At 59.0% G+C, this 18,977-nt stretch carries 20 protein-coding genes and 1 tRNA gene; 13 read left to right on the top strand and 8 right to left on the bottom strand.

All coding sequences use genetic code 11. From position 1 onward, the window contains the following. Positions 1–20: 20 nt before the first annotated feature. From ASTEX_RS07665 to ASTEX_RS07615, 11 genes are all read left to right on the top strand, one after another. Positions 21–1,349 carry a lytic murein transglycosylase gene (locus ASTEX_RS07665; RefSeq protein WP_013479039.1) on the top strand — a complete coding sequence of 443 codons (1,329 nt, stop codon included), beginning with the start codon at positions 21–23 and terminating at the stop codon, positions 1,347–1,349. A 751-nt stretch (positions 1,350–2,100) separates the two neighbouring features. Further along, a complete protein-coding gene (locus tag ASTEX_RS07660; RefSeq protein WP_013479038.1) occupies positions 2,101–2,976 on the top strand; it encodes a MotA/TolQ/ExbB proton channel family protein in 876 nt (291 codons plus the stop codon). Between the two features lie 6 nt (positions 2,977–2,982). Then, positions 2,983–3,420, top strand: a complete 438-nt coding sequence (locus ASTEX_RS07655) for an ExbD/TolR family protein (protein WP_013479037.1) — start codon at positions 2,983–2,985, stop codon at positions 3,418–3,420. 83 nt (positions 3,421–3,503) lie between these two features. Beyond that, a complete protein-coding gene (locus ASTEX_RS07650) occupies positions 3,504–4,154 on the top strand; it encodes an energy transducer TonB (RefSeq protein WP_245532487.1) in 651 nt (216 codons plus the stop codon). Between the two features lie 391 nt (positions 4,155–4,545). After that, positions 4,546–5,262 carry an energy transducer TonB gene (locus tag ASTEX_RS19295; protein WP_013479035.1) on the top strand — a complete coding sequence of 239 codons (717 nt, stop codon included), beginning with the start codon at positions 4,546–4,548 and terminating at the stop codon, positions 5,260–5,262. A 140-nt stretch (positions 5,263–5,402) separates the two neighbouring features. Beyond that, positions 5,403–6,179: a M48 family metallopeptidase gene (locus ASTEX_RS07640; RefSeq protein ID WP_013479034.1), complete on the top strand. Its 777-nt coding sequence runs from the start codon at positions 5,403–5,405 to the stop codon at positions 6,177–6,179. A 22-nt stretch (positions 6,180–6,201) separates the two neighbouring features. Then, the gene (locus ASTEX_RS07635) at positions 6,202–6,756 is read left to right on the top strand and encodes an energy transducer TonB (RefSeq protein WP_013479033.1); all 555 of its coding nucleotides are present in this window, start codon (positions 6,202–6,204) and stop codon (positions 6,754–6,756) included. Between the two features lie 103 nt (positions 6,757–6,859). Continuing rightward, positions 6,860–6,935 (top strand) — tRNA-His (locus ASTEX_RS07630). Between the two features lie 135 nt (positions 6,936–7,070). Then, entirely contained in the window at positions 7,071–8,153 is a 1,083-nt protein-coding gene (locus ASTEX_RS07625) for an NAD(P)/FAD-dependent oxidoreductase (RefSeq protein WP_013479032.1), read from the top strand. Between the two features lie 126 nt (positions 8,154–8,279). Further along, positions 8,280–9,086 carry a transglycosylase SLT domain-containing protein gene (locus ASTEX_RS07620; protein ID WP_245532486.1) on the top strand — a complete coding sequence of 269 codons (807 nt, stop codon included), beginning with the start codon at positions 8,280–8,282 and terminating at the stop codon, positions 9,084–9,086. After that, positions 9,074–9,694 carry an HD domain-containing protein gene (locus tag ASTEX_RS07615; RefSeq protein ID WP_013479030.1) on the top strand — a complete coding sequence of 207 codons (621 nt, stop codon included), beginning with the start codon at positions 9,074–9,076 and terminating at the stop codon, positions 9,692–9,694. Before ASTEX_RS07620 ends, ASTEX_RS07615 begins: the two co-directional genes overlap by 13 nt. On the opposite strand, the gene ASTEX_RS07610 is transcribed toward ASTEX_RS07615, so the two are convergent. Further along, positions 9,684–11,465 carry an ATP-binding response regulator gene (locus tag ASTEX_RS07610; RefSeq protein ID WP_013479029.1) on the bottom strand — a complete coding sequence of 594 codons (1,782 nt, stop codon included), beginning with the start codon at positions 11,463–11,465 and terminating at the stop codon, positions 9,684–9,686. The genes ASTEX_RS07615 and ASTEX_RS07610 overlap by 11 nt on opposite strands. Positions 11,466–11,643: 178 nt before the next feature. On the opposite strand from ASTEX_RS07610, the gene spbR reads away from it, so the two are divergent. After that, a complete protein-coding gene (spbR, locus tag ASTEX_RS07605) occupies positions 11,644–12,795 on the top strand; it encodes a SpbR family protein (protein ID WP_013479028.1) in 1,152 nt (383 codons plus the stop codon). Between the two features lie 45 nt (positions 12,796–12,840). Here spbR and ASTEX_RS07600 read toward each other — a convergent pair whose 3' ends face one another. From ASTEX_RS07600 to ASTEX_RS07580, 5 genes are all read right to left on the bottom strand, one after another. Then, complete coding sequence (locus ASTEX_RS07600) at positions 12,841–13,536, bottom strand: ABC-type transport auxiliary lipoprotein family protein (protein WP_013479027.1); 696 nt, start codon at positions 13,534–13,536, stop codon at positions 12,841–12,843. Further along, on the bottom strand, positions 13,536–14,498 hold the full coding sequence (locus ASTEX_RS07595; RefSeq protein ID WP_013479026.1) for an MlaD family protein: 963 nt from the start codon (positions 14,496–14,498) through the stop codon (positions 13,536–13,538). Before ASTEX_RS07595 ends, ASTEX_RS07600 begins: the two co-directional genes overlap by 1 nt. Positions 14,499–14,569: 71 nt before the next feature. Further along, on the bottom strand, positions 14,570–15,379 hold the full coding sequence (locus ASTEX_RS07590; protein WP_013479025.1) for an ABC transporter ATP-binding protein: 810 nt from the start codon (positions 15,377–15,379) through the stop codon (positions 14,570–14,572). After that, complete coding sequence (locus ASTEX_RS07585) at positions 15,379–16,512, bottom strand: MlaE family ABC transporter permease (RefSeq protein ID WP_013479024.1); 1,134 nt, start codon at positions 16,510–16,512, stop codon at positions 15,379–15,381. The genes ASTEX_RS07590 and ASTEX_RS07585 overlap by 1 nt, the downstream gene beginning before the upstream one ends. 198 nt (positions 16,513–16,710) lie before the next feature. Then, positions 16,711–16,959, bottom strand: coding sequence for a histone H1/H5 family protein (locus tag ASTEX_RS07580; RefSeq protein WP_013479023.1), 249 nt, complete (start codon positions 16,957–16,959; stop codon positions 16,711–16,713). Between the two features lie 43 nt (positions 16,960–17,002). Here ASTEX_RS07580 and ASTEX_RS07575 point away from each other — a divergent pair, with 43 nt between their 5' ends. Continuing rightward, positions 17,003–17,449, top strand: coding sequence for a PaaI family thioesterase (locus tag ASTEX_RS07575; RefSeq protein ID WP_013479022.1), 447 nt, complete (start codon positions 17,003–17,005; stop codon positions 17,447–17,449). A gap of 159 nt (positions 17,450–17,608) precedes the next feature. Here the strand turns inward: ASTEX_RS07575 and ASTEX_RS07570 are convergent, their stop codons facing one another. Further along, a complete protein-coding gene (locus tag ASTEX_RS07570) occupies positions 17,609–18,253 on the bottom strand; it encodes a 3-oxoacid CoA-transferase subunit B (protein ID WP_013479021.1) in 645 nt (214 codons plus the stop codon). A gap of 2 nt (positions 18,254–18,255) precedes the next feature. Next, a complete protein-coding gene (locus tag ASTEX_RS07565) occupies positions 18,256–18,963 on the bottom strand; it encodes a CoA transferase subunit A (RefSeq protein ID WP_013479020.1) in 708 nt (235 codons plus the stop codon). Positions 18,964–18,977: the final 14 nt, after the last annotated feature.

Genomic DNA, 18,977 nt, shown 5'->3' with positions numbered 1-18,977 from the left:
GTATCGGAAGGATGATCTGTATGAAGCGGCGTGTACTCAGTCTGTGTCTGTTCCTCGGCGCCTGTTCGACGGCCTCCAGCCTGCCGACGTCGATTGAGAACAAGCCGCAGCCGCCGCGGGCGGAAACAGGGCAGGCGACTGATAAGCCGCAAACGCCACCGAAGACCTCACCGGCGTCTGCGCCGGTAACCTATGCTAATTTCGCTGACTGGCGTGAAGCCTTTGTGGCCAAGGCGGCAGCCAGAGGCTTTGAGCGCGCCTTTGTCGAAAACTTGCTGGTTGACGTCCAGCCGAAGGAATCGGTTGTCAAGGCCGATACGGGGCAGCCGGAGTTTTCAAAGCCGATCTCGTCCTATGTCAAAAACGCCGTGTCGGCCGCGCGTATCCAGACAGGGCGTGAGCGCGTCAACGCTAATCCTGATATTGCCGCCATCGAGGCGCGCTATGGCGTGCCCCGCGAGGTGCTGGGCGGTGTCTGGGGCATGGAAAGCGACTTTGGCCGCGTGCAGGGCGATATCGATGTCCTCACCGCTTTTGCGACATTGGCCTATGACGGGCGTCGCCGCGACTGGGCCGAAACACAGTTGCTCAGCGTGATGACTATTATAAAGAGCGGCAAGGCCACGCGTCAGGAACTGAAGGGCTCATGGGCCGGGGCGATGGGTCAGACGCAGTTCCTGCCTGAGAATTATCTTAAGCTTGGGCAGGATGGCGACGGCGATGGCCACGTCAATATCTGGACCTCGGACTCGGACGCTCTGGCTTCCGCCGCCAATCTGCTAAAAAGCGAGGGCTGGCGTCCAGGGCAGGCCTGGGCGGTTGAGGTGACGCTTCCAGCGGGTTTCGACTTCTATCTGGCTGAAACCGAAAGCCAGACGCCCGACTGGTGGGCGCAAAAGGGCGTGGTCCGCGCCGACGGCGGTAACTGGAATGCCAGCGAAAAGACGGCATCGGCGGTACTGATTCTGCCGTCGGGGGCAAAAGGGCCAGCCTTTCTCGCGCTGCCCAATCATTTTGTCATTCGCAAATACAATAATTCCACCGCTTATGCGCTGGCCGTCGGGCTGAACGCCGATGGAATCGCGGGTCGAAGCGCGTTGAAGATGCCGTGGCCGGATGAACAGCCGCTGTCACTGGCGATGCGCAAAAATGTTCAGACTGCGTTGAATGCGGCTGGCTTCAACGCCGGGACCGTCGATGGCGTCATTGGCATTGGTACACGTAAGGCTTTACGGGAATGGCAAAAGGCCAATGGCCGCGTCGCGGATGGCTACCTCAGCTACGAACTGGCCAGTGAACTGTCGGCCAAGGTGGCAGGCTACACAGTGCTTGGCCCGTCGAGCCGTTAAGCGGTCACCGTTTCCTGCGGCTAAATCTGCTTTTTGAATGCTCCGAACACTGTCATTTGCTGCAACGCGGGAAATTTTCCCGATTTAAGTAATATATTACTGGTGGTAGCGCTATCTGAAACAAAATGGAGGGCGCCGACGAAGCCGAATCCGGTCCGTTTTCGGGACGTGAGACGCCTTGGCGTTTGTAAAAACGTCTTTATAAATTTGACACATAGCGTTGAAAGCGGGTGCTTTTTCGCCTTTTCGATGCACGTTGCACGACAACCACTACCCTGAATTAAAAAAAATTCATTTCACGCAAAAATATTCTCTCAAGACCGGCCGAGCTTAACTATCGGACATGTTTGAGTTTTTGGCTAAAAGCCGCAGGAATTGCCTTGCCTGTGGCCGAAATGTAACGCACGGTGGCACGATAAGCACCTTGACGGGGTGAGGGAGGATTGCTTTTTTAGTTCGCAAATCACTTTGTAACCACTGGTGTAACAGAGGGATCGTCCACGCTCAGTCATTCGGCAGGGTAGGGACAAAAGGTTTGTGCGCAGCGCAGTCGTATGCGGACGCAGATCCGTGACGATGCGTAACACAAGAGAGGTTCACGAAGGGACATGCGACCTTAACGGAAACATGAGCTTTCGTGTGCCACGTTCTAAATATGTCTTAGGCTTAAACCAGGGGGTTCACGCTGCCCCCGAAAATCCTTGGTCAGCCCTCCTACCGGGGGTTATCCTTATTCAGGAATTGGCGAAAAATGCTCGAACACAAGAAACACAACCCGCTCATTGCTCTGCTCGGCGCCGCTGCGCTGCTTCTGAGCGCTCCGACGATGGCTGCCGCGGCTGCGGCTACGTCGCCCGCTGCTGCTGAAGCCCCGGCTGCTGAGGCGGCACCTGCGGCGACCACCGAAGAATCGTCCACCTCGTCCGCTTCCGGCGGTCACGGCAAGATCACCGTTGCCTCGATGTTCATTATGGCCGTGCCGGTCGTTAAGGCTGTCATGATCGGTCTGGTGGCCGCGTCCGTTATCTCCTGGACCATTCTGGTCATAAAGCTGATGTTCTTCGCGAAGCTGAACAAGTCGTCGAACAACTACCTCGAAGCCTTCCGCGGCGCCCGTTCGATCGCCGACATTAACCGCATCTCGACTTCGGATGAGTTCGCTGGCAACCCGATGGCTGACATGGCCGCCGTTGCTACCGAAGAAATCCAGATCTCGAAGCAAGCCGGCCTTCAGGTTTCGGGTGAGCACCGCGACTCGACCCTGCACCGTGCTTCGTCCTCGATCAACGCTGTTCAGGCCGGTCTGGCTAAGCGCCTGTCGGGTGGCCTGACCTTCCTCGCTTCGACCGGTTCGATCGGGCCTTTCGTCGGTCTGTTCGGTACGGTTTACGGCATCATGAACTCGTTTATCGGTATCGCTGACTCGGGTACGACAAACCTTGCCGTCGTGGCTCCGGGTATCGCCGAAGCCCTGCTCGCTACCGGTATTGGTCTGGCTGCCGCTATCCCGGCCGTCGTCATGTACAACATCTTCAACACCTCGATCGCTGCTTACGGTACTCGTTCGGAGCAATTTGTTGCGGAACTGATGAACTCGCTGTCGCGTCAACTCGACAAAGGGGCGTAAGTACTCATGGGAGCCAAGCTATCCTCTGGCAGCGGCGGCTCGAAGTTCCATATCGAGCAGAACAGCGAAATTAACGTTACGCCGTTCGTCGATATCATGCTGGTTCTTCTGATTATCTTCATGGTTGCCGCTCCCATGGCCTCCGTGTCGATCGAGGTGAACCTTCCGACAGCCGTCGCCCCGCCGCAACAAAACCCGCCCAAGCCGATCTATATCTCCATCCAACAGGATGGCGGTGTGTTCATCGGCGATAAACCTACCTCTCTGGCTGATCTTGGGGCCGACATGAAGATTCAGGTCGGCAAACGTGATCCGGACAAGGAGCGCATCTTCATTCGTTGCGATCGCAAGACCCGCTATGCGGACTTCATGCAGGTGATGAATGCCCTTCAGGACAACGGCTACTACAGCGTTGCTCTGATCGGTGAAGATGGTAACAAGTAAGAGGGCCTGAGATTATGGAAGAGACCCCACACAGGCGTCGAGATCCTATTCTCGACCCCCCGGTAAACAAGGACAAAACGCCCTTGTTTGTCGGTATTGGCGTGGCAATCGTGGCTCACGTGGGACTGGCCTACTACATCTATCACGAAAAGTTCGAAATCAAGCCGGTGGAATATGAAGACACCAAGATTGATACCGAACTGGTAGATCTGGCGCCGCCGCCCCCACCTCCGCCGCCGCCCCCGCCTCCGCCGCCTGACATGCCTCCGCCTCCGCCGAAGCTTCAGGTTCGCGAACCGGTGATCCAGACCGATGCGCCTCCGCCTCCGGCTCCGATTCAGATCGAAGCCACGAAGAAGGAAGACCGCGTCGAGTATAAGGGGCCGCCGCAAATCGTCCCGGGACCTCCGCCGCCTCCGGCTCCGGTTGTTCCCGCTGGTCCGCGCTACACGACGGCTCAATGGACGCCGCCGTCATCGGATCAGTTGCTTGACCTTTATCCCCCGCGTGCTCAGGACGCGGAAGTTGAGGGCGAAGTCACGATTGACTGCGTTCTGAACTCTGAAGGCAAGATCACGGGCTGTACGGTCGAAAGCGAAAAGCCTGCGGGCTATGGCTTCGGCGCGGCGACTGTGAAGGGCTTCATGAAGTACGCCAAGATCAAGAAGGGCACCGATGGTGAACTTCGCGATGGTGACCGCAAGAAGTTCCGCTTCAAGTGGACCCTGCAATAGGTTTCTTACCGAAACTCAGAAAAGCCCTCCGGTTCTGCCGGAGGGCTTTTTTGTTTGCGGGGCGGGTGGCGGAACATCCGCCCAACTAAACATTCATCCGATTCAATATGCTGTTTTATAACGTATTTTACTCCGAACGCCGTTGCCTGCTTTTCGGAATATGCTCCAATCACGAAAAAGACATTTTAACTTACAAACACTAAGTGATATGTTTTGCTAAGTCAGAGGAAGATGGTTTTCTCCCGATGAATGGTCTCAGGCAAGGGGGCTTTGAGACACACGGGCTAACAGACTTCGAACCCTTGCCGTTTAACAAACGGTAACGTACCGGCGCCCGTTTTCCGGACGAGCCCCGGTCATGAGACCAGACCATAAGGAAAGGAAACGCCGCATGGCAACGACCATCATCCCGCCGACCCGCAACCCTTTGTTTCAGGCCCCCGCCCAAAAGCGCCTGTCCAAACCCGTCATGGTGGGCATTGCCTTTGCCTCTGTGGTGCATCTTGGTCTTGCGGCCTATATCATCAACGAACGCTTTGAAGTAAAGCTGGGCGAGGCTCCGGACGGCACGCCGGTTATCGAAGCGCCAATGGTCACGTTCAAGCCAAAGCCCGCTGAGCCAACGGTTCAGGAACACAAACCTCAGACGACGCCGATCCGTTTAAACACGCCGGATAAGCTGGCCCCGCCGGTCGAGGACAGTCTGCCTCTCATGGCGACGCCGTCGGACCTGCCCGAAGTCACTGGTCCCATTCCGGTCATCACCGGTCAGCCCGGCTCTGTGGCCGAATCCGGTCCGGTTCATGCCGTTGGCCCGACATATGTCAGGGCGGTATGGTCGCGTTTCCCCGACTCAGCAGTCCTGATGGAGTATTACCCCACCCGCGCCATGGACGCCGAGGTTGAAGGGGCGGCGACGCTGGCCTGCACGGTGCGTGACACCAAGGGCCGCGTGAAGTGCGAGGTGTTGTCGGAAGACCCTAGAGGTTACGGCTTTGGCGATGCCGCCGTGCGCGCGGTGGAGGCCAAGGGCCGGGCCGATACATCGAACGGTGCCGTTGAAGTCGGAGCCACTATGCGCGTCAAGATGGGCTTTGCGCTTCAGTAGGCGTAAAGTCTCGAATATCCCAAGGCCTCCGGACATCCGGAGGCCTTTTTACGTCCGGCTTATGGACAAGCGCGTAGCTTTCATTGACCGCCCGACGCGGAGCCGCCATTATATTTTAGGAAAAATCCGAGGGAGTGACCATGCCTGCGCGTCTGAAAACCATTCTGAGCCCCAAGACCCTCACCATCGCGGCCCTGATCGCGGCCGCCGGGACTTTGGTGGCCTGCGAAACGAATGACACGCTTGGCCGCAGTCAGTTCCTTCTGGTCGATAATGCCGATCTGGAGCCGTCGGCCCTGCAAGGGTGGCAGGAACTGATGCGGACCTCGAAAGTCTCGACTGACGCCGCGCTGAACCGCCGGGTCAAGACCGTCGGTGCGAAGATCGTCGCGGCGGCGGGCTACAATCCTAATCAGTGGGAATATGTGCTGTTTCAGGATGATCAGCCGAATGCTTTCGTCATTCCGGGCAACAAGGTAGGCGTCAATACCGGATTGTTTAAGGTGGTCAAGAATGATGATCAACTGGCGGCGGTTCTGGGGCACGAAACGGCGCACGTCATAGGCAAGCACGCCGCCGAACGCTATTCGCAGCAGGTCGGCGCGCAGATCGCGCTTCAGACAGCGGCTGGCGCCACGTCGGGCCGCACGCAGCAGGTGATTGCCAATTATGGCGGCATGGGGGCACAACTTGGGCTTCTGCTGCCCTATTCGCGCAAGCACGAACTGGAGGCCGACCGGATCGGCGTCGATATCATGGTCAAGGCGGGGTATAAGGCCTCAGAATCCATCGCTCTGTGGCGCAATATGCAGGCGCTCAATCAGGGCAAGCCGCCGGAATTTCTTTCGACCCACCCTTCAGACAATACGCGCATCGCGCAACTGGAAACCTACATCCAGTCAAAGGGCTATAAATAGCACTATATAAGGGGGCGGGGGTATGATCGTTGAGGACGAGCGGGAGGCGGCTGCTCGCCGCCTGAAAAGACTAGTGGTTTGGCTTATCGTGGCCTTGCTGCTGTTTGTGGGGGCCGGCTTGCTGGCCGAGTACACAAAGCCACTTCCCAGTCTGTCCCAGGTCTCAGACAGTATTGAGGCCTTCCTTTCGGGGCAGGTCACGCGTCAGACGCGCCACGAACCCCGTCATTATGATATTCCCGCCGTGGAGGCATCGCCACCGGTTCCCGTAAACATAGACTCGAACACGATTAAGGCCAGGTGGGACCTCGGCGATACCATAGACCTCGCCGACTACATGCCCGATAAGGCCATAGATGCCAATGCCAAGGGTGAAAGCACAGTTGCGTGCCGCTGGGATGCTGAAGGGCGTGTGACGGGGTGTACGATCATCTCTGAGAGTCCGCAGGGATTTGGCTTTGGACAGGCAACCCTGCGTCTGATGCGTGACCACGGGCGGGTTGCCGCACGAAATCCGGATGAGACCCTGACAGCTGGCGAGGGATTGAAAATCCGCTTTCGCTGGGTGGTGGACTGAATGTTACGGAACCGCTTTTTCACCGCTTATTGCGTCGGCGTGTGAAATTACCCCTTGATTGGAGGGCCGTCGCGGTTTAGAGGATCGGCCCTCACGATGGTCTGCCGTCTTAGCTCACTTGGTAGAGCGCCAGATTGTGGCTCTGGAGGTAGCTGGTTCGAAACCAGCAGACGGTACCATCGTGATAAAAGCCTCCCAAAAAACCTACGGCATGGTTAATTCGATCGTCCACGGACGTATTGACGCGATGATCGCGTGGGCTCTGGTCCTGCGGGCAAATCCGGTTATAAGGCAGGCCTGAAAAGGATATGCCTATGTCTTCATCTTTCAGCCTTATCGTCATTGGTGGCGGCATTACCGGCGTCAGCCTCGCTCTGCGCGCGCTGGATTACGGTCTGGCGGTGACCCTGATTGCCAGGGATGGGGTCGAAGACACCACCTCGGCCCTGTCGGCGGGCATGATTGCCCCAGCGATGGAAGCCCTAACCGAAGCGCAGCCGGAGATGTCCTATGTCCGCTATGTCGCGGCGCAAAAGCACTGGCCCGCCTTTGCGGCTGATCTGGGATTGTCGGAAATTCTTGAAATGGCGCAGCCCGCCGTTTGGGTGTGGTCGGGTGAGGCGGGGCCGTCGCCTGACGGCATGATGGCGCGCTTTACCGCCTTGGGGGCCAAGGGGCAGGTGATGGCCGAAGAAGACCTCGCCAAACTGGGGTTTCATGCGCCTTTGCACGGTATCGAGATTGTCGGCGAATGGCTGATGGCGGCCGCGCCGGTGCTGGCCTTTATGAAAACGCAGTTCGAAGCGCGGGGCGGGCGTTGGGTCGAGGGCAATGTCTCTAAGGTAGCCGCCCACAGCGTCGAACTGTCCGACGGATCGGTGCATCAGGCCGGGCATGTGGCGGTCTGCGCCGGGTATGGGGCGGCGACCTTTGCAGACTCTGTACCGTCATTGAAGGTCCTGACACCCATCAAGGGACATCTGCTCGATCGTGAGGGACGCTGCGACCCGGCACTGGCCGGGCGCATGGTGCGTTCGCCCTGGGGCTACTGGGTGTTTCTCGATGGCCTGACCAAGTTTGGTGCCACCATGCAGGCCGGTAAGGCCGATGAGGCGGTGGAGCCGGGCGTCGTTGAGTCGCTGAAAGACAAGGCGGGTAAATTCACGCCTGCGTCCGTGTCGGCGCTTCGTGACGTTACGCCGCGCGTTGGGGTGCGGGCCGCGACACCGGATCAATGGCCGCTGATCGGGCGCGACGTTAGCGGCGTCTACGTCGCCGCCGGAATGCGCCGTAATGGCTGGATATATGGCCCCTATGCCGCCACTGTGCTGACGGCCCTGATAACCGGGCAGGAACCGCCGGAAGGCGCGGAGGCCTACGCACCGCAGCGTTTTTGATTCACATGTCGTTAACCTTCGTCGGGCAAAATTTGCCCATCTTTTGGTTAATGCGCGCCTTTCATGTCCGGCCCTTCGTCTCCCGTTCCCGACTCTTCCGGCCTTTCGCCGCGAAAGCAGAGTGTGGTGTCTGCCATCACGCGGGCGGCCCAGAGGACGGGCGTGGATTTCAGCTACTTGTTGAAAACCGCTCAGCGCGAAAGCTCACTGAACCCCAATGCCAAGGCCCCGACCTCGTCGGCGGCAGGGCTGTTTCAATTCATAGAACAGACCTGGCTGGCGACCGTCAAAAAACATGGCGGCAAGCACGGCTATGGCGGCTATGCCGACGCCATTCGTCAGAGCGGCAACGGGCAATATTATGTAGCCGACTCGCAGGCGCGTCAGCAGGTGCTGGGCCTGCGCTACAATCAGGACGCGGCGGCGGCCATGGCAGCGGAGATGACCGCAGGCAATGCCGCCTATCTGAAAGGCCGTACGGGCCGCAACCCAACGGCGGGTGAGCTTTATGCCGCGCATTTTCTGGGGCCCGCGGGTGCCGCCAACCTGATTGAAGCGGTGGAGCGGCGGCCGAGTGCGACGGCGGCCAGCCTGTTTCCGGCGGCGGCTAACGCCAACCGTTCGATCTTCTACCGCAATGGCGCGCCGGTCAGCGCCGCCCAGTTGATGGCCAATCTCAATTCCAAAGCCGGAGGGGCGTTGCAGATGGACCTGCCCAATGTGCCCGACAGCGACACGCCGATGGAAGCCAATGGCAACGGTTATCTTCTGGCGCGTTTGCAACGCGTACAATCGGACGCCCAGTTGCTCAATATCGCCTTTGGCAATGGTACGAGCGATCAGAGTCTGTTATTCGCCACGCAACTGCTTTCGGCCTTCGGTCCGGAAAAGGACAAGAGCGAAGAGGGCGGGAACGGCTCATGGTTCAGCTAAGCGATCGCTGGAACGATCTGGCGGCGCGGCTTGGATGGCCAGACAGGCTTAGCGTGGAAACTTGGCAGTGGCTGGCTACTCAATACCAGGAACCCCATCGCTATTATCATCGTCTGAGCCATATCTCAGCCATGTTCGACGGCGGCGGCGGCCTTTTCTGGCGTGAGCCTGACGCTGTGGCGTTGGCCATCTTTTTCCACGACGTCATCTATGATCCTGCGCGGGTGGATAATGAGATGCGTAGCGCCGAGGCGACTTATCAACGATTGAGTGATTGCTTAGATGTTTCCCTCCTGGACAAGGTGGCGGCGTTGATTGAGGCGACTAAAACGCATCGGGGCACGGGCGATACTGACACGGATCAATTCCTCGATCTCGACATGGCCATACTCGGCGCCTCGTGGGCTGACTATGCCCTCTATGCCGACGGGGTGCGTCAGGAGTACGAGCCCGTCTATGGCATTGAAACCTATCGCATGGGGCGTGTGACGCGCTTTATCGAGCCCATGCTGGCCACAGAACGTCTGTTTCTTACACCGGCATTCCAGCCTCTGGACACGAAAGCCCGCGCCAACTTGCAACGTGAGTTGGCAACCCTCAGGCGCTAAGCGCACGGCGCAGGGCGTCCTCCGTTTGCGGAATCAGCAGGGGGCGCACGCCCATTTCACTCAAAGGTTCCGCTTGCTGACCATCCGGCAAAAGGGCCAGAATGTTGAGGGTTTCGCGGGTCTGTGTCGCCCGGAGTCGCTCCAACCATTCACCCACCTTCTGGCGGTTGGCTGCATTGTCCAGATCCTCGAACGCACCCGTGGCAATCAGCACGGCGTCGATATCCCCCTTTGCGGCCAGAGAGACGGCGCGCGGGCGTGTGGTGGCGGTCAGGCAGCGATGCCCCAGCCCTTCCAGCGTATCGCGCAATTCAACCGAACGCAGAGAGTCGTTGGATACCAGCATGACCTTCAGGCCGCTGACGGACTCCGCAACTGGTGTGACAGCCTCGTCAATCAGACGCGGGGGTATAGCGGTCGGATCAAACGGTAGCTCCAGCCAGAATTTGGAGCCTACATCCGGTGTGCTCTGGGCCTCGACGTTACCGTACATTAACTCGGCCAGACGCCGCGATAGGTTCAGACCCAGCCCGGCTCCGGAATAACCGGCGGAGGTGCGCGCAATACGCTCATGCGGCAGGAAGGCACGATGCAGTTCGTCGGGCTCAAGCCCCGGCCCGGAGTCCACCACCTCCACCCGCAGATGCCCGTCTGAGGGTGGCAGCAGCCGAACCTCGACCTTGCCCTTTGGGGTATATTGCAAGGCATTAGCCAGCAGATGCGACAGAATCTGCTCCACACGCGGCGCATCACCGATGGCCGCTCCTGCGTCGGGGCGGGGCGGCAGGGTGAGTGTGAGATCCAGCCCTCTGGCGTCGGCCATCTCTTGGAAACCGGCGGTGACCTCACGGACCAGGCCTTCGATATCCAACGGCCGCAGGTCCAGCACCATTTGGCCTGAGCGGGCTTCCCCCTCATCCAGCGTAGTGGTGATCAGCCCCAGCAGATGGTCGATTTCGCTGCGTGCGCTTTCGACATAATGGCGCGGGGCGGGAGCCCGGCTAAGGTGCGACAGACCCTGCCCCAGCGTCTGATCCACGCTGCGCAGACCTGTGGCGATTTCGCGCGACAAAGTCTTCATCAGGGCCATCTGATCGCGGGTCAGGGCGTCGCGGGCGGTTCGGGCGGCCTCGCGCTCCTCGAGGGTGCGCAGTTGCGCGAAGGCCAGTTGATAATGTTCCTGCAGATGACGGTTCATGATCAAGCCCAGCGCCAGTGCCATGGCCAGTCCACCTGTAATCAGGCTCGTCCAGGCGCCATCCGGATGGGTCAGATTGAGAGCCAGTATAGGGCCGGCCATGGCCAGCGGCGCAAGCGTCAGCAGGAACAGCAGGACCGGGGCGCTGAAAAAGATGATGCCCACCGCGGCCCCGGCGCAGATGGTCGCGAAGACCTGTGCGGCCTGACCGCCGCCGATGCAATTCAAAGATGCCGCCAGAAGGCTCAGCGACCACAAGGCCCCGCACAGCCACTGCCGTCTCAGCCGCACATTGAGACTCTGACGAGTGGGGCGGGCGTCGGTTTTCAGCGAGGGTTTAAGTAAAAAAAACGCTGCCCAGACGCAGACAAACAGCCCAATATTCTGCGCAATGTAAAGGGGCGACATAAAATAGTTGGCACCCCAGATATAGACTGGTAGGCCGATGGCAAAAAAGCCAAGCGCATAGGGCAACAGGCGCACCTGCGCCTTCAGACCGTAATCAAGCGCGATCTGTTCTTGCGTGAGAACGACCTCGGCTTCGGCATATGAGGGGGACGTGGGCTCTGACATGGCCCCAGAATGGCGCAAACAGATTGCGGTCCCGTTACCAAAACCGGAAAAGTTAATTTTTGAGAGGTGATCAGGCCCTCACGCGGGTGTCGGTAAGGATTCGTTAAGGGGCGGAGCGGACAATTGCAAGACGTGCCGTCTAGACTCGTCCGGTACGAGATGATCAGGACCTCCTCCCATGACCGCTTCGCGTAACCTGCTTTCCGAAACGGACGTCGCCCGTCTGGTCAGAAGTGACAATGCCGATGATCGTGCTGTCGCCACCCATAAGGTATGCCGCCTGATGGAGCGCAGCGAATTGAGCGAAGTCGAGCGTGCCGCCGCGCAGGAAATCATCCGCCTGCTGGCTGACGATGCCGCCGAGCTGGTGCGCAAGTCGCTGGCTGTCACGTTGCGCACTTCCAGCCTTCTGCCACACGACGTCGCCTTGCGCCTGTCGCGCGACGTGCAGGCGGTGGCCATACCCGTCCTAAGCTACTCCCCGGTGTTTACGGACGAAGATCTGGCTGACATAATCCGCTCTGGAGGGCCTGCGCGTCAGATGGCGGTGGCACGTCGCGAGACTTTGTCGGAAACCGTGACCACGGCTTTGGCCGAGCACGGCGTCGAAGAGGCCGTGTTGATCGCCTGCGCTAATAATCAAGCCGTGTTCAGCAGTGCAGGGATGGATGCGGTGCTGGAACGTTTTGGAGAGTCCGAAATTGTACAGAATACGCTGATCAATCGCCGGAACCTGCCGGTCGCCGTGACCGAAAAGCTTATCCATATGGTCAGCCAGTCGCTTAAGGAACAACTGGTGTCCCGCCACGCCATCCAGCCGGAGACGGCGGTGCAGATCACCGAGGCGACGCAGGAGCGCGCCACACTGGACGTCGCCGATCAGACGGGTGCCAGCCGCGATCCAGCGGCTCTGGCGCGCCACCTTGTCATTGCCGGACGCATGACACCGTCCCTGATGCTGCGAGCGCTAGCGCGCGGACATATGGCCTTCTTTGAGCACGCTCTGGCGGAGCTGTCGGGAGTGCCGCACGATCGTTGCTGGCTGATGGTGCATGATGCCGGGGCCTTGGGATTGCGCGCCATCTATGACCGGGCGGGCCTTCCGGCGCGTATGTTCCAGACCTTCCGTATTGCCGTGGACACATATCACTCGCTGGCCAGCGAAAATACCGATCCCGACGTGTTTCGCTTTCAGGCCCGTATGATCGAACGCTTTTTGACTCAGGTGCCGTTCGCGCCGCGCGAAGATCTGATCTATCTGTATGAGCGTCTGGACCGCGATGCGCGCGGCCGCCGCCGGGGTGGCAAATCAACCCTTCAAGCGGCCTGAGGCACGGTCAATAAAAAAGCCCGGTTCAACGACCGGGCTTTTTTGTTACTGGGCGGGTGCCGGTATCTCCACCGCGGCCTCTTTGGCTTTTGCCTCACCCACTGCCGTTTCGGTGAAAGCGATTACGTCCACCGTCACACGTGATGCGGCGCTTTCAAACCCTTCGATCATCGGCCCCAGACTGCCCTTACGCACGACGATTTCTGAGGATATGAATTTTTCCGCCATCACCTGCCGGTCTTTCAGCCGCACTAGTCGCGCATCCAGAGCCACAACGACGGTTGGTCGGCGCTTGGCATAAACCGCTTCAAAGCGTCGGACATTGATGTCAAGCCGGTAATTGCCGGACACACGGCCCTGATCACCAAGACGCACCTCAGGACTAGCGTGCCGTGCAAAGCCTTCAGACATGAGGTCACGGAACTGGCCCTGCGCCGTGCTGGCCCAACGGCCGCCCGACACGTAGGAAACCTCGTTGCCTTCTATGGTCACGATACGGTCTCCGGCGGCGGCACGGGGAAAGCCATCGAAATTGACGAAGACGTCGGCCGGTCGGGCGTCCGGCGAGGCAGGCGGGGCCTTTACCTCGTCTTTTTCCAACAGGGCCGGATTGAAGCGGATGCTGTAAAGCTGCACCGGCTTCACTTCGGGCAGTAGGGTAATGCAGCCGCTGAGGCCGGTGGCCAGACCGGCGGTCAGCAGACCGAGGCTCAAAGAGCGACGTGTAACGCGCGTCATCATTACGGATTGACCTTTCTCTCTTTGGCCTTGGGTTTGCCGATCAGGCCCTGCGGACTGGCGCGAACCTCTTCAACGAGGTCTTCGACGGAGCGGGTGGCCTGATTGAGGTTGCGCAGGCTATCCGATAGAGCGGGCAGGGTGGTCTCGGACACTTCGTTGATCGGCCCTTGTGCCACCTTCGACAGGTTGGCGACCTCGGTCGCGGCATCGGCCAGCTTGGCAGCGGCGTCGTCGATGCGGTTCATGGTCTGCGGCACACGGTCCTTGACCAGCACATCGGCCGAATTGGCCAGCTTGGACAGGTTCTCAGCGGCGATGCCGGCCTGCACAATGGCCTCGTGAGCGTCATCCAACAGTTGCTTGCGCTGTTTGAGGTCTTCGGTGACTTCACCAATATCGCTGGTAATGTCTTCGATATTTTTCATCGTCTTGGAAAAGGCGTTGAGATTGTCATCGGACATCAGACGATTGATACGGTTGAGCGATTCATAGGCGCTCTCTATCACGCCCCCCGACCCCGCCAGCAGCTTGTCCAGACGGCTTTCGGTGGCTCGAATAATCGGGTTGCGGGCGCCGATACCGGGCTCACGCTTGAGCAGTGCCGCTTCCTTGGAGCCCGGCGAAATCTGGATATAGTTGAGGCCAGTGACGCCCAGCGGCTCCAGCACGGCGGTGGAATCAACGCGCACAGGGGTTGAGGAATCGACGCGCACGGTCGCAATAACCTGAGCCGTATTGGCCTTACCCAGACGTAGCTCCTTGACCTCGCCGACCTTGATGCCGTTGAAATGCACTTCGCCGCCCTCGGTCAGACCATTGACCGAAGAGTTGAAAACCACGTCGTATTCCGAATAGGTTTCGTTGAAACTTCCCTGAATCAGCCAGAAGGCAAAGACAAAGGCGGCCGCGGTGAGCACCAGGGTGATCAGTCCGACAACCGCGTAATGGGCCTGTCTTTCCATTTACTCTCCTCTCGTCACGGCGCGTATGCCGTTCAGGGTCGCCGTGTAGACGTGGACATAACCTCGGCATGTCATGACGCGTCTCCCGTCCCTCGGCTTTGCGAAGACCGCCCACGCGGGCCGTTGAAATACTCATGAATCCACGGGTGGTCGGATTGTTCCAGTACTTTTGGTGGGGCCTGTGCCACCACGCGTTTGTCGGCCAGCACCGCCACTTCATCGCAGATGGCGTACAGGCTGTCGAGATCGTGGGTGATCATGAAAACGGTCAGGTTCAGGCTGTCCGACAGTTCGCGGATCAGCGCGTCGAACGCCGCTGCCCCGATGGGGTCGAGGCCAGCGGTCGGCTCATCGAGGAACAGCAACTCCGGATCAAGCACCAGCGCACGCGCCAAAGCCGTGCGCTTGATCATGCCCCCTGACAGTTCTGACGGCCGCTTGTCAGCGGCATCGAGCGGCAAGCCCGCCAAGGCCATCTTCATCAGGCCGACTTCGCGCATTTGTGCGGGTTTCAGCTTCGCGTATTCGGTCAGGGGCACGCAGACATTTTCGATTACGCTGAGCGCCGAAAACAGCGCCCCGCTCTGGAACAGCACGCCAAAGCGTGATTGCGTCAGGCGTAGTTGCTTTTCGCTGAGCTTCGTGATGTCCTTTCCAAACAGGTGTATCGCCCCCTTGGAGGGCTTTTGCAGCCCAAGGATCGAGTTGAGTAGCACCGTCTTGCCGGTGCCGGAGCCGCCAACCACACCCATGACCTTGCCGCGGTCGACCGTCAGGTCAAGGTTGTCGTGCACAATATTGGCACCGAACTGATTGCGCAGTCCTTCGATGACGAGGGGATGGGTGGGGGGGGCGGAAACGGGTGCGGGGGCTTCGGTCATCAGAAGTTAAACCCGTTGAACATCATGGCGACGATCGCATCTATGAGGATGATCGTAAAAATGGCCTGCACAACAGCGCGCGTCACCTGACGGCCCAATGAGATGACGTCTTCAGTGACGTTCATGCCCAGTCGGCAGCCTATAATGGTAATGGCAATGGCAAAGAGCGGCACCTTGATCATGCCGACAAAGAAGTTCACGAAGGGCACGTACTCAGTCATCCGGATCGAGAAGAAGTGCGGCCCATAACCCAGTTGTGCCCACACTACGACGAAACCGCCCAGAAGACCGGCCATGGACCCTGCGAAGGTGATCAGCGGCATGGTGAGGACCAGGGCGGCAAGGCGTGGGAAGATCAGGGCATCAAAAGGGTTGATGCCCATAACGCGCATGGCACTGATTTCCTGATTCATCTTCATCGCACCGATTTCGGCCGTGAAGGACGAGGCCGAGCGCCCGGCGATCAGCACAGCCGCGATGACCGGGCCAAATTCACGCAGGACCGAAATGCCGATCAGTTCGACCGCAAAGACGGCGGCCCCAAACTGCTGAAGCTGTAAGATGCCCAGAAACGCGATCACTGCGCCGACGAAGAAGTTGGTGACGCAGACTACCATCAGCGCCCCGAAACCCGCCTGTTGCATCTGCGCCACGAGTGGTGTCCAGCGAATGCGTCCCGGTGTGACGAGCGACATAAAGGCGGTGACGATCAACTGCCCAATAAAGACGTTAAGATCGCGCAGATCGTTGAATACGTCCTCTGTGTTTCGCCCCAGTTGCGCCAGTTCGGCAATGATCGGATGGGCTTTCTGCTGGGCCGTCTTTTTTTGTGCCTCAACCACCTGAGGCTGGATATCACGGATCAGCTCATAGACGGCACTCAGGCGTGGATCATGCGAAAACAAGGCATCGTCGCCAAGCGCGCCCAGAGCGGTACGCAAGGCATAAGCTCCGGCCGTATCAAAGCCCTTCAAATCATCCGTTTCGACGCGGACCGCAGAAGCTGACTTGAGAGCGGACTTCAGCCGTTCTCCTGCGTCGCGCAGACCAATGGCGGTCCAGTCACCTGTCAGGCTGACGACCCTTGCCTCCCCACCCGGCGGCGTCTCAATTTTAAAATCAGCCTTCGACATTAAACCTGAGGGTAAAAGCAAAACGCGTTATGCGCCAGTCTTCAATCAATAGCGGATATAACGGCGAAAAGATAAGGTTCCTGAAATAAGGAGACAATAGGCGCCGGATTTATTCAACACATTCGCGCTTAAGTCACATATTACCATAGACAGGCCGGCCGCATTGAAACAAGCGGGTGACCTTGATCAGGAGCGGGCTTACGCCGCGCCCGCCAGTCGGATACGCCAGATGCCGCGGATACCGTCGAATGCGACCACCTTGCCCTTGCGCACCACTTCGATACGCCCGGCTTCTACGAGTTGCCCTATGGCGGCACGCACCTGCGGTAGCTGGCGTCGCCAGTTTTCGGCGTTTATGGTTTTGGCGACTTGATTAGGACTCAGGGTTTCCTTATCTCCCAACTCCGTGAGGAGTTCAACAATCAGCTCTTCCACCGGGTTCGCCATGACGGGCCTAACTCTTTTGTGCGTGTTTAAACGAGGTATGCAAATGGCCGATCAGCCCAAACCGCTTCAGGTCAAGGACGGCGATTTCAAAGGGTGGTTCCTTTCGCCCTTCCATGACGACTATGTCAACCATATAGGGCCGTTTTATTATCTGCCCGGCGCCGACGGCAAGATGCAGGTGGCGCTTAAGGTCGAGCAAAGACACCTCAATGGCGGCGGTATCATGCACGGGGGCTGTCTGCTTTCTCTGGCCGATACGGCGCTTTATGTGTTTGCGCTGGACAATTTGCAGACCTCAGGCGGCGTGACCATGCAACTGGATGCGCAGTTCCTCAGCCCTGGCAATCTGGGTGACATCGTGATTGCCACAGGTGAGATTACCCGTGCTGGCCAATCGACCATCTTCGGCCGGGGTCAGATTAAGGTCGGCGACCGCATGGTCATGACCTTCTCCGGCGTTATCAAGCGGGCGAGTAAGTCCGGGGCATAGCGGGTTTTACCACGAAAAACAAAAAACACGGAATGCGATATTAAACCTAAGGCGCGACGCGCTTAGTGTGTCTTTGTGCGGTTTAATAGTTGCCTCCGGACAAGATCGATACCGCACCTTTTCGCGTCTTTTTGTTTTCTGTGGCTAATCTCGTAACCCTTAGCGCAGCGCCACCTCGTAGGAGGCCTGTGTCTGGGCGGCGATGTATTCGAGTGTCACATCGGGGGCCAGTTCGACCAGGATAAGGCCTGAGCCATCGGGCTTGACCTCGAATACACCCAAAGTCGAGATGATCAGATCGACCACGCCGGCTCCGGTCAGGGGCAGGTCGCAGCGTTTCAGCACTTTGGATTCGCCGTGTTTGTTGGCGTGTTCCATAACGACCACGACCTTTTGCACCCCGGCGACGAGGTCCATCGCCCCGCCCATGCCCTTGACCAGCTTGCCTGGGATCATCCAGTTGGCGATGTCGCCGTTTTCGCCGACCTCCATCGCTCCCAGAATGGTCAGGTCGATATGGCCGCCGCGGATCATGGCGAACGAGTCCGACGACGAGAAATAGCTTGTTTCGGGCAGTTCGGTGATGGTCTGCTTGCCCGCATTGATCAGGTCGGGGTCGACCTCATCCTCATAGGGGAAGGGGCCCATGCCCAGCATACCGTTTTCTGACTGAAAGGTGACGGTCATGCCCTGCGGGATGTGGTTGGCTACCAGGGTCGGGATGCCAATGCCCAGATTGACGTAGAAACCGTCCTGAAGTTCTTTAGCGGCGCGCTCAGCGAGTTGGTCACGTGTCCAGGGCATGATCAGGCTCCTTGTCTCTGACGCACGGTGCGCTGTTCGATCCGCTTTTCAAACGTGCCTTTGATCAGGCGATCGACATATATGCCTGGCGTATGGATGCAGTCGGGATCGAGCGACCCCACCGGCACGATCTCCTCGACCTCGGCGACGCAGACCTTGCCGGCGGTGGCCATCATCGGGTTGAAATTGCGCGCCGTCTTGCGGAAAATCAGATTGCCGCGTTCATCGGCTTTCCACGCCTTGACGATGGAGAGGTCGGCGACCAATCCTGTCTCAAGAACAAAGGTCTTCCCGTTGAACTCTTTCAGCTCCTTGCCTTCGGCAACCAGCGTGCCAACGCCGGTGGCGGTATAGAAGCCCGGAATCCCGGCTCCGCCGGCCCGAATCCGTTCCGCCAGGGTGCCCTGCGGATTGAACTCCAGCTCCAGCTCGCCCGCCAGGTACTGCCGCTCGAACTCCTTGTTTTCGCCAACATAGGACGAGATCATCTTTTTGATCTGACGCGTATTGAGCAGCATCCCCAGCCCGAAGCCATCGACCCCGGCATTGTTGGAAATGGCGGTGATCCCGGTCACGCCCGTGTCGCGCAGGGCTCCGATCAGGTTCTCCGGGATACCGCAAAGGCCAAAGCCCCCGGCCATCACCGTCATCCCGTCAAACGTCAGCCCCTCCAGCGCACTCTTCGCGTCCGAATATATCTTCGACGGCATCGGTCTCTCCCGTT

The organism is Asticcacaulis excentricus CB 48, assembly GCF_000175215.2.
In the GTDB taxonomy this organism is placed as follows: Bacteria; Pseudomonadota; Alphaproteobacteria; order Caulobacterales; family Caulobacteraceae; genus Asticcacaulis; species Asticcacaulis excentricus.
This window is presented reverse-complemented; position numbering and strand designations above follow the sequence as displayed.

Coding starts and splice junctions, on each gene's coding strand:
- ASTEX_RS07665 (WP_013479039.1), top strand. CDS start 21: ATGAAGCGGCGTGTACTCAGTCTGTGTCTGTTCCTCGGCGCCTGTTCG.
- ASTEX_RS07660 (WP_013479038.1), top strand. CDS start 2,101: ATGCTCGAACACAAGAAACACAACCCGCTCATTGCTCTGCTCGGCGCC.
- ASTEX_RS07655 (WP_013479037.1), top strand. CDS start 2,983: ATGGGAGCCAAGCTATCCTCTGGCAGCGGCGGCTCGAAGTTCCATATC.
- ASTEX_RS19295 (WP_013479035.1), top strand. CDS start 4,546: ATGGCAACGACCATCATCCCGCCGACCCGCAACCCTTTGTTTCAGGCC.
- ASTEX_RS07640 (WP_013479034.1), top strand. CDS start 5,403: ATGCCTGCGCGTCTGAAAACCATTCTGAGCCCCAAGACCCTCACCATC.
- ASTEX_RS07635 (WP_013479033.1), top strand. CDS start 6,202: ATGATCGTTGAGGACGAGCGGGAGGCGGCTGCTCGCCGCCTGAAAAGA.
- ASTEX_RS07625 (WP_013479032.1), top strand. CDS start 7,071: ATGTCTTCATCTTTCAGCCTTATCGTCATTGGTGGCGGCATTACCGGC.
- ASTEX_RS07615 (WP_013479030.1), top strand. CDS start 9,074: ATGGTTCAGCTAAGCGATCGCTGGAACGATCTGGCGGCGCGGCTTGGA.
- ASTEX_RS07610 (WP_013479029.1), bottom strand. CDS start 11,465: ATGTCAGAGCCCACGTCCCCCTCATATGCCGAAGCCGAGGTCGTTCTC.
- spbR (WP_013479028.1), top strand. CDS start 11,644: ATGACCGCTTCGCGTAACCTGCTTTCCGAAACGGACGTCGCCCGTCTG.
- ASTEX_RS07600 (WP_013479027.1), bottom strand. CDS start 13,536: ATGATGACGCGCGTTACACGTCGCTCTTTGAGCCTCGGTCTGCTGACC.
- ASTEX_RS07595 (WP_013479026.1), bottom strand. CDS start 14,498: ATGGAAAGACAGGCCCATTACGCGGTTGTCGGACTGATCACCCTGGTG.
- ASTEX_RS07590 (WP_013479025.1), bottom strand. CDS start 15,379: ATGACCGAAGCCCCCGCACCCGTTTCCGCCCCCCCCACCCATCCCCTC.
- ASTEX_RS07585 (WP_013479024.1), bottom strand. CDS start 16,512: ATGTCGAAGGCTGATTTTAAAATTGAGACGCCGCCGGGTGGGGAGGCA.
- ASTEX_RS07580 (WP_013479023.1), bottom strand. CDS start 16,959: ATGGCGAACCCGGTGGAAGAGCTGATTGTTGAACTCCTCACGGAGTTG.
- ASTEX_RS07575 (WP_013479022.1), top strand. CDS start 17,003: ATGGCCGATCAGCCCAAACCGCTTCAGGTCAAGGACGGCGATTTCAAA.
- ASTEX_RS07570 (WP_013479021.1), bottom strand. CDS start 18,253: ATGCCCTGGACACGTGACCAACTCGCTGAGCGCGCCGCTAAAGAACTT.
- ASTEX_RS07565 (WP_013479020.1), bottom strand. CDS start 18,963: ATGCCGTCGAAGATATATTCGGACGCGAAGAGTGCGCTGGAGGGGCTG.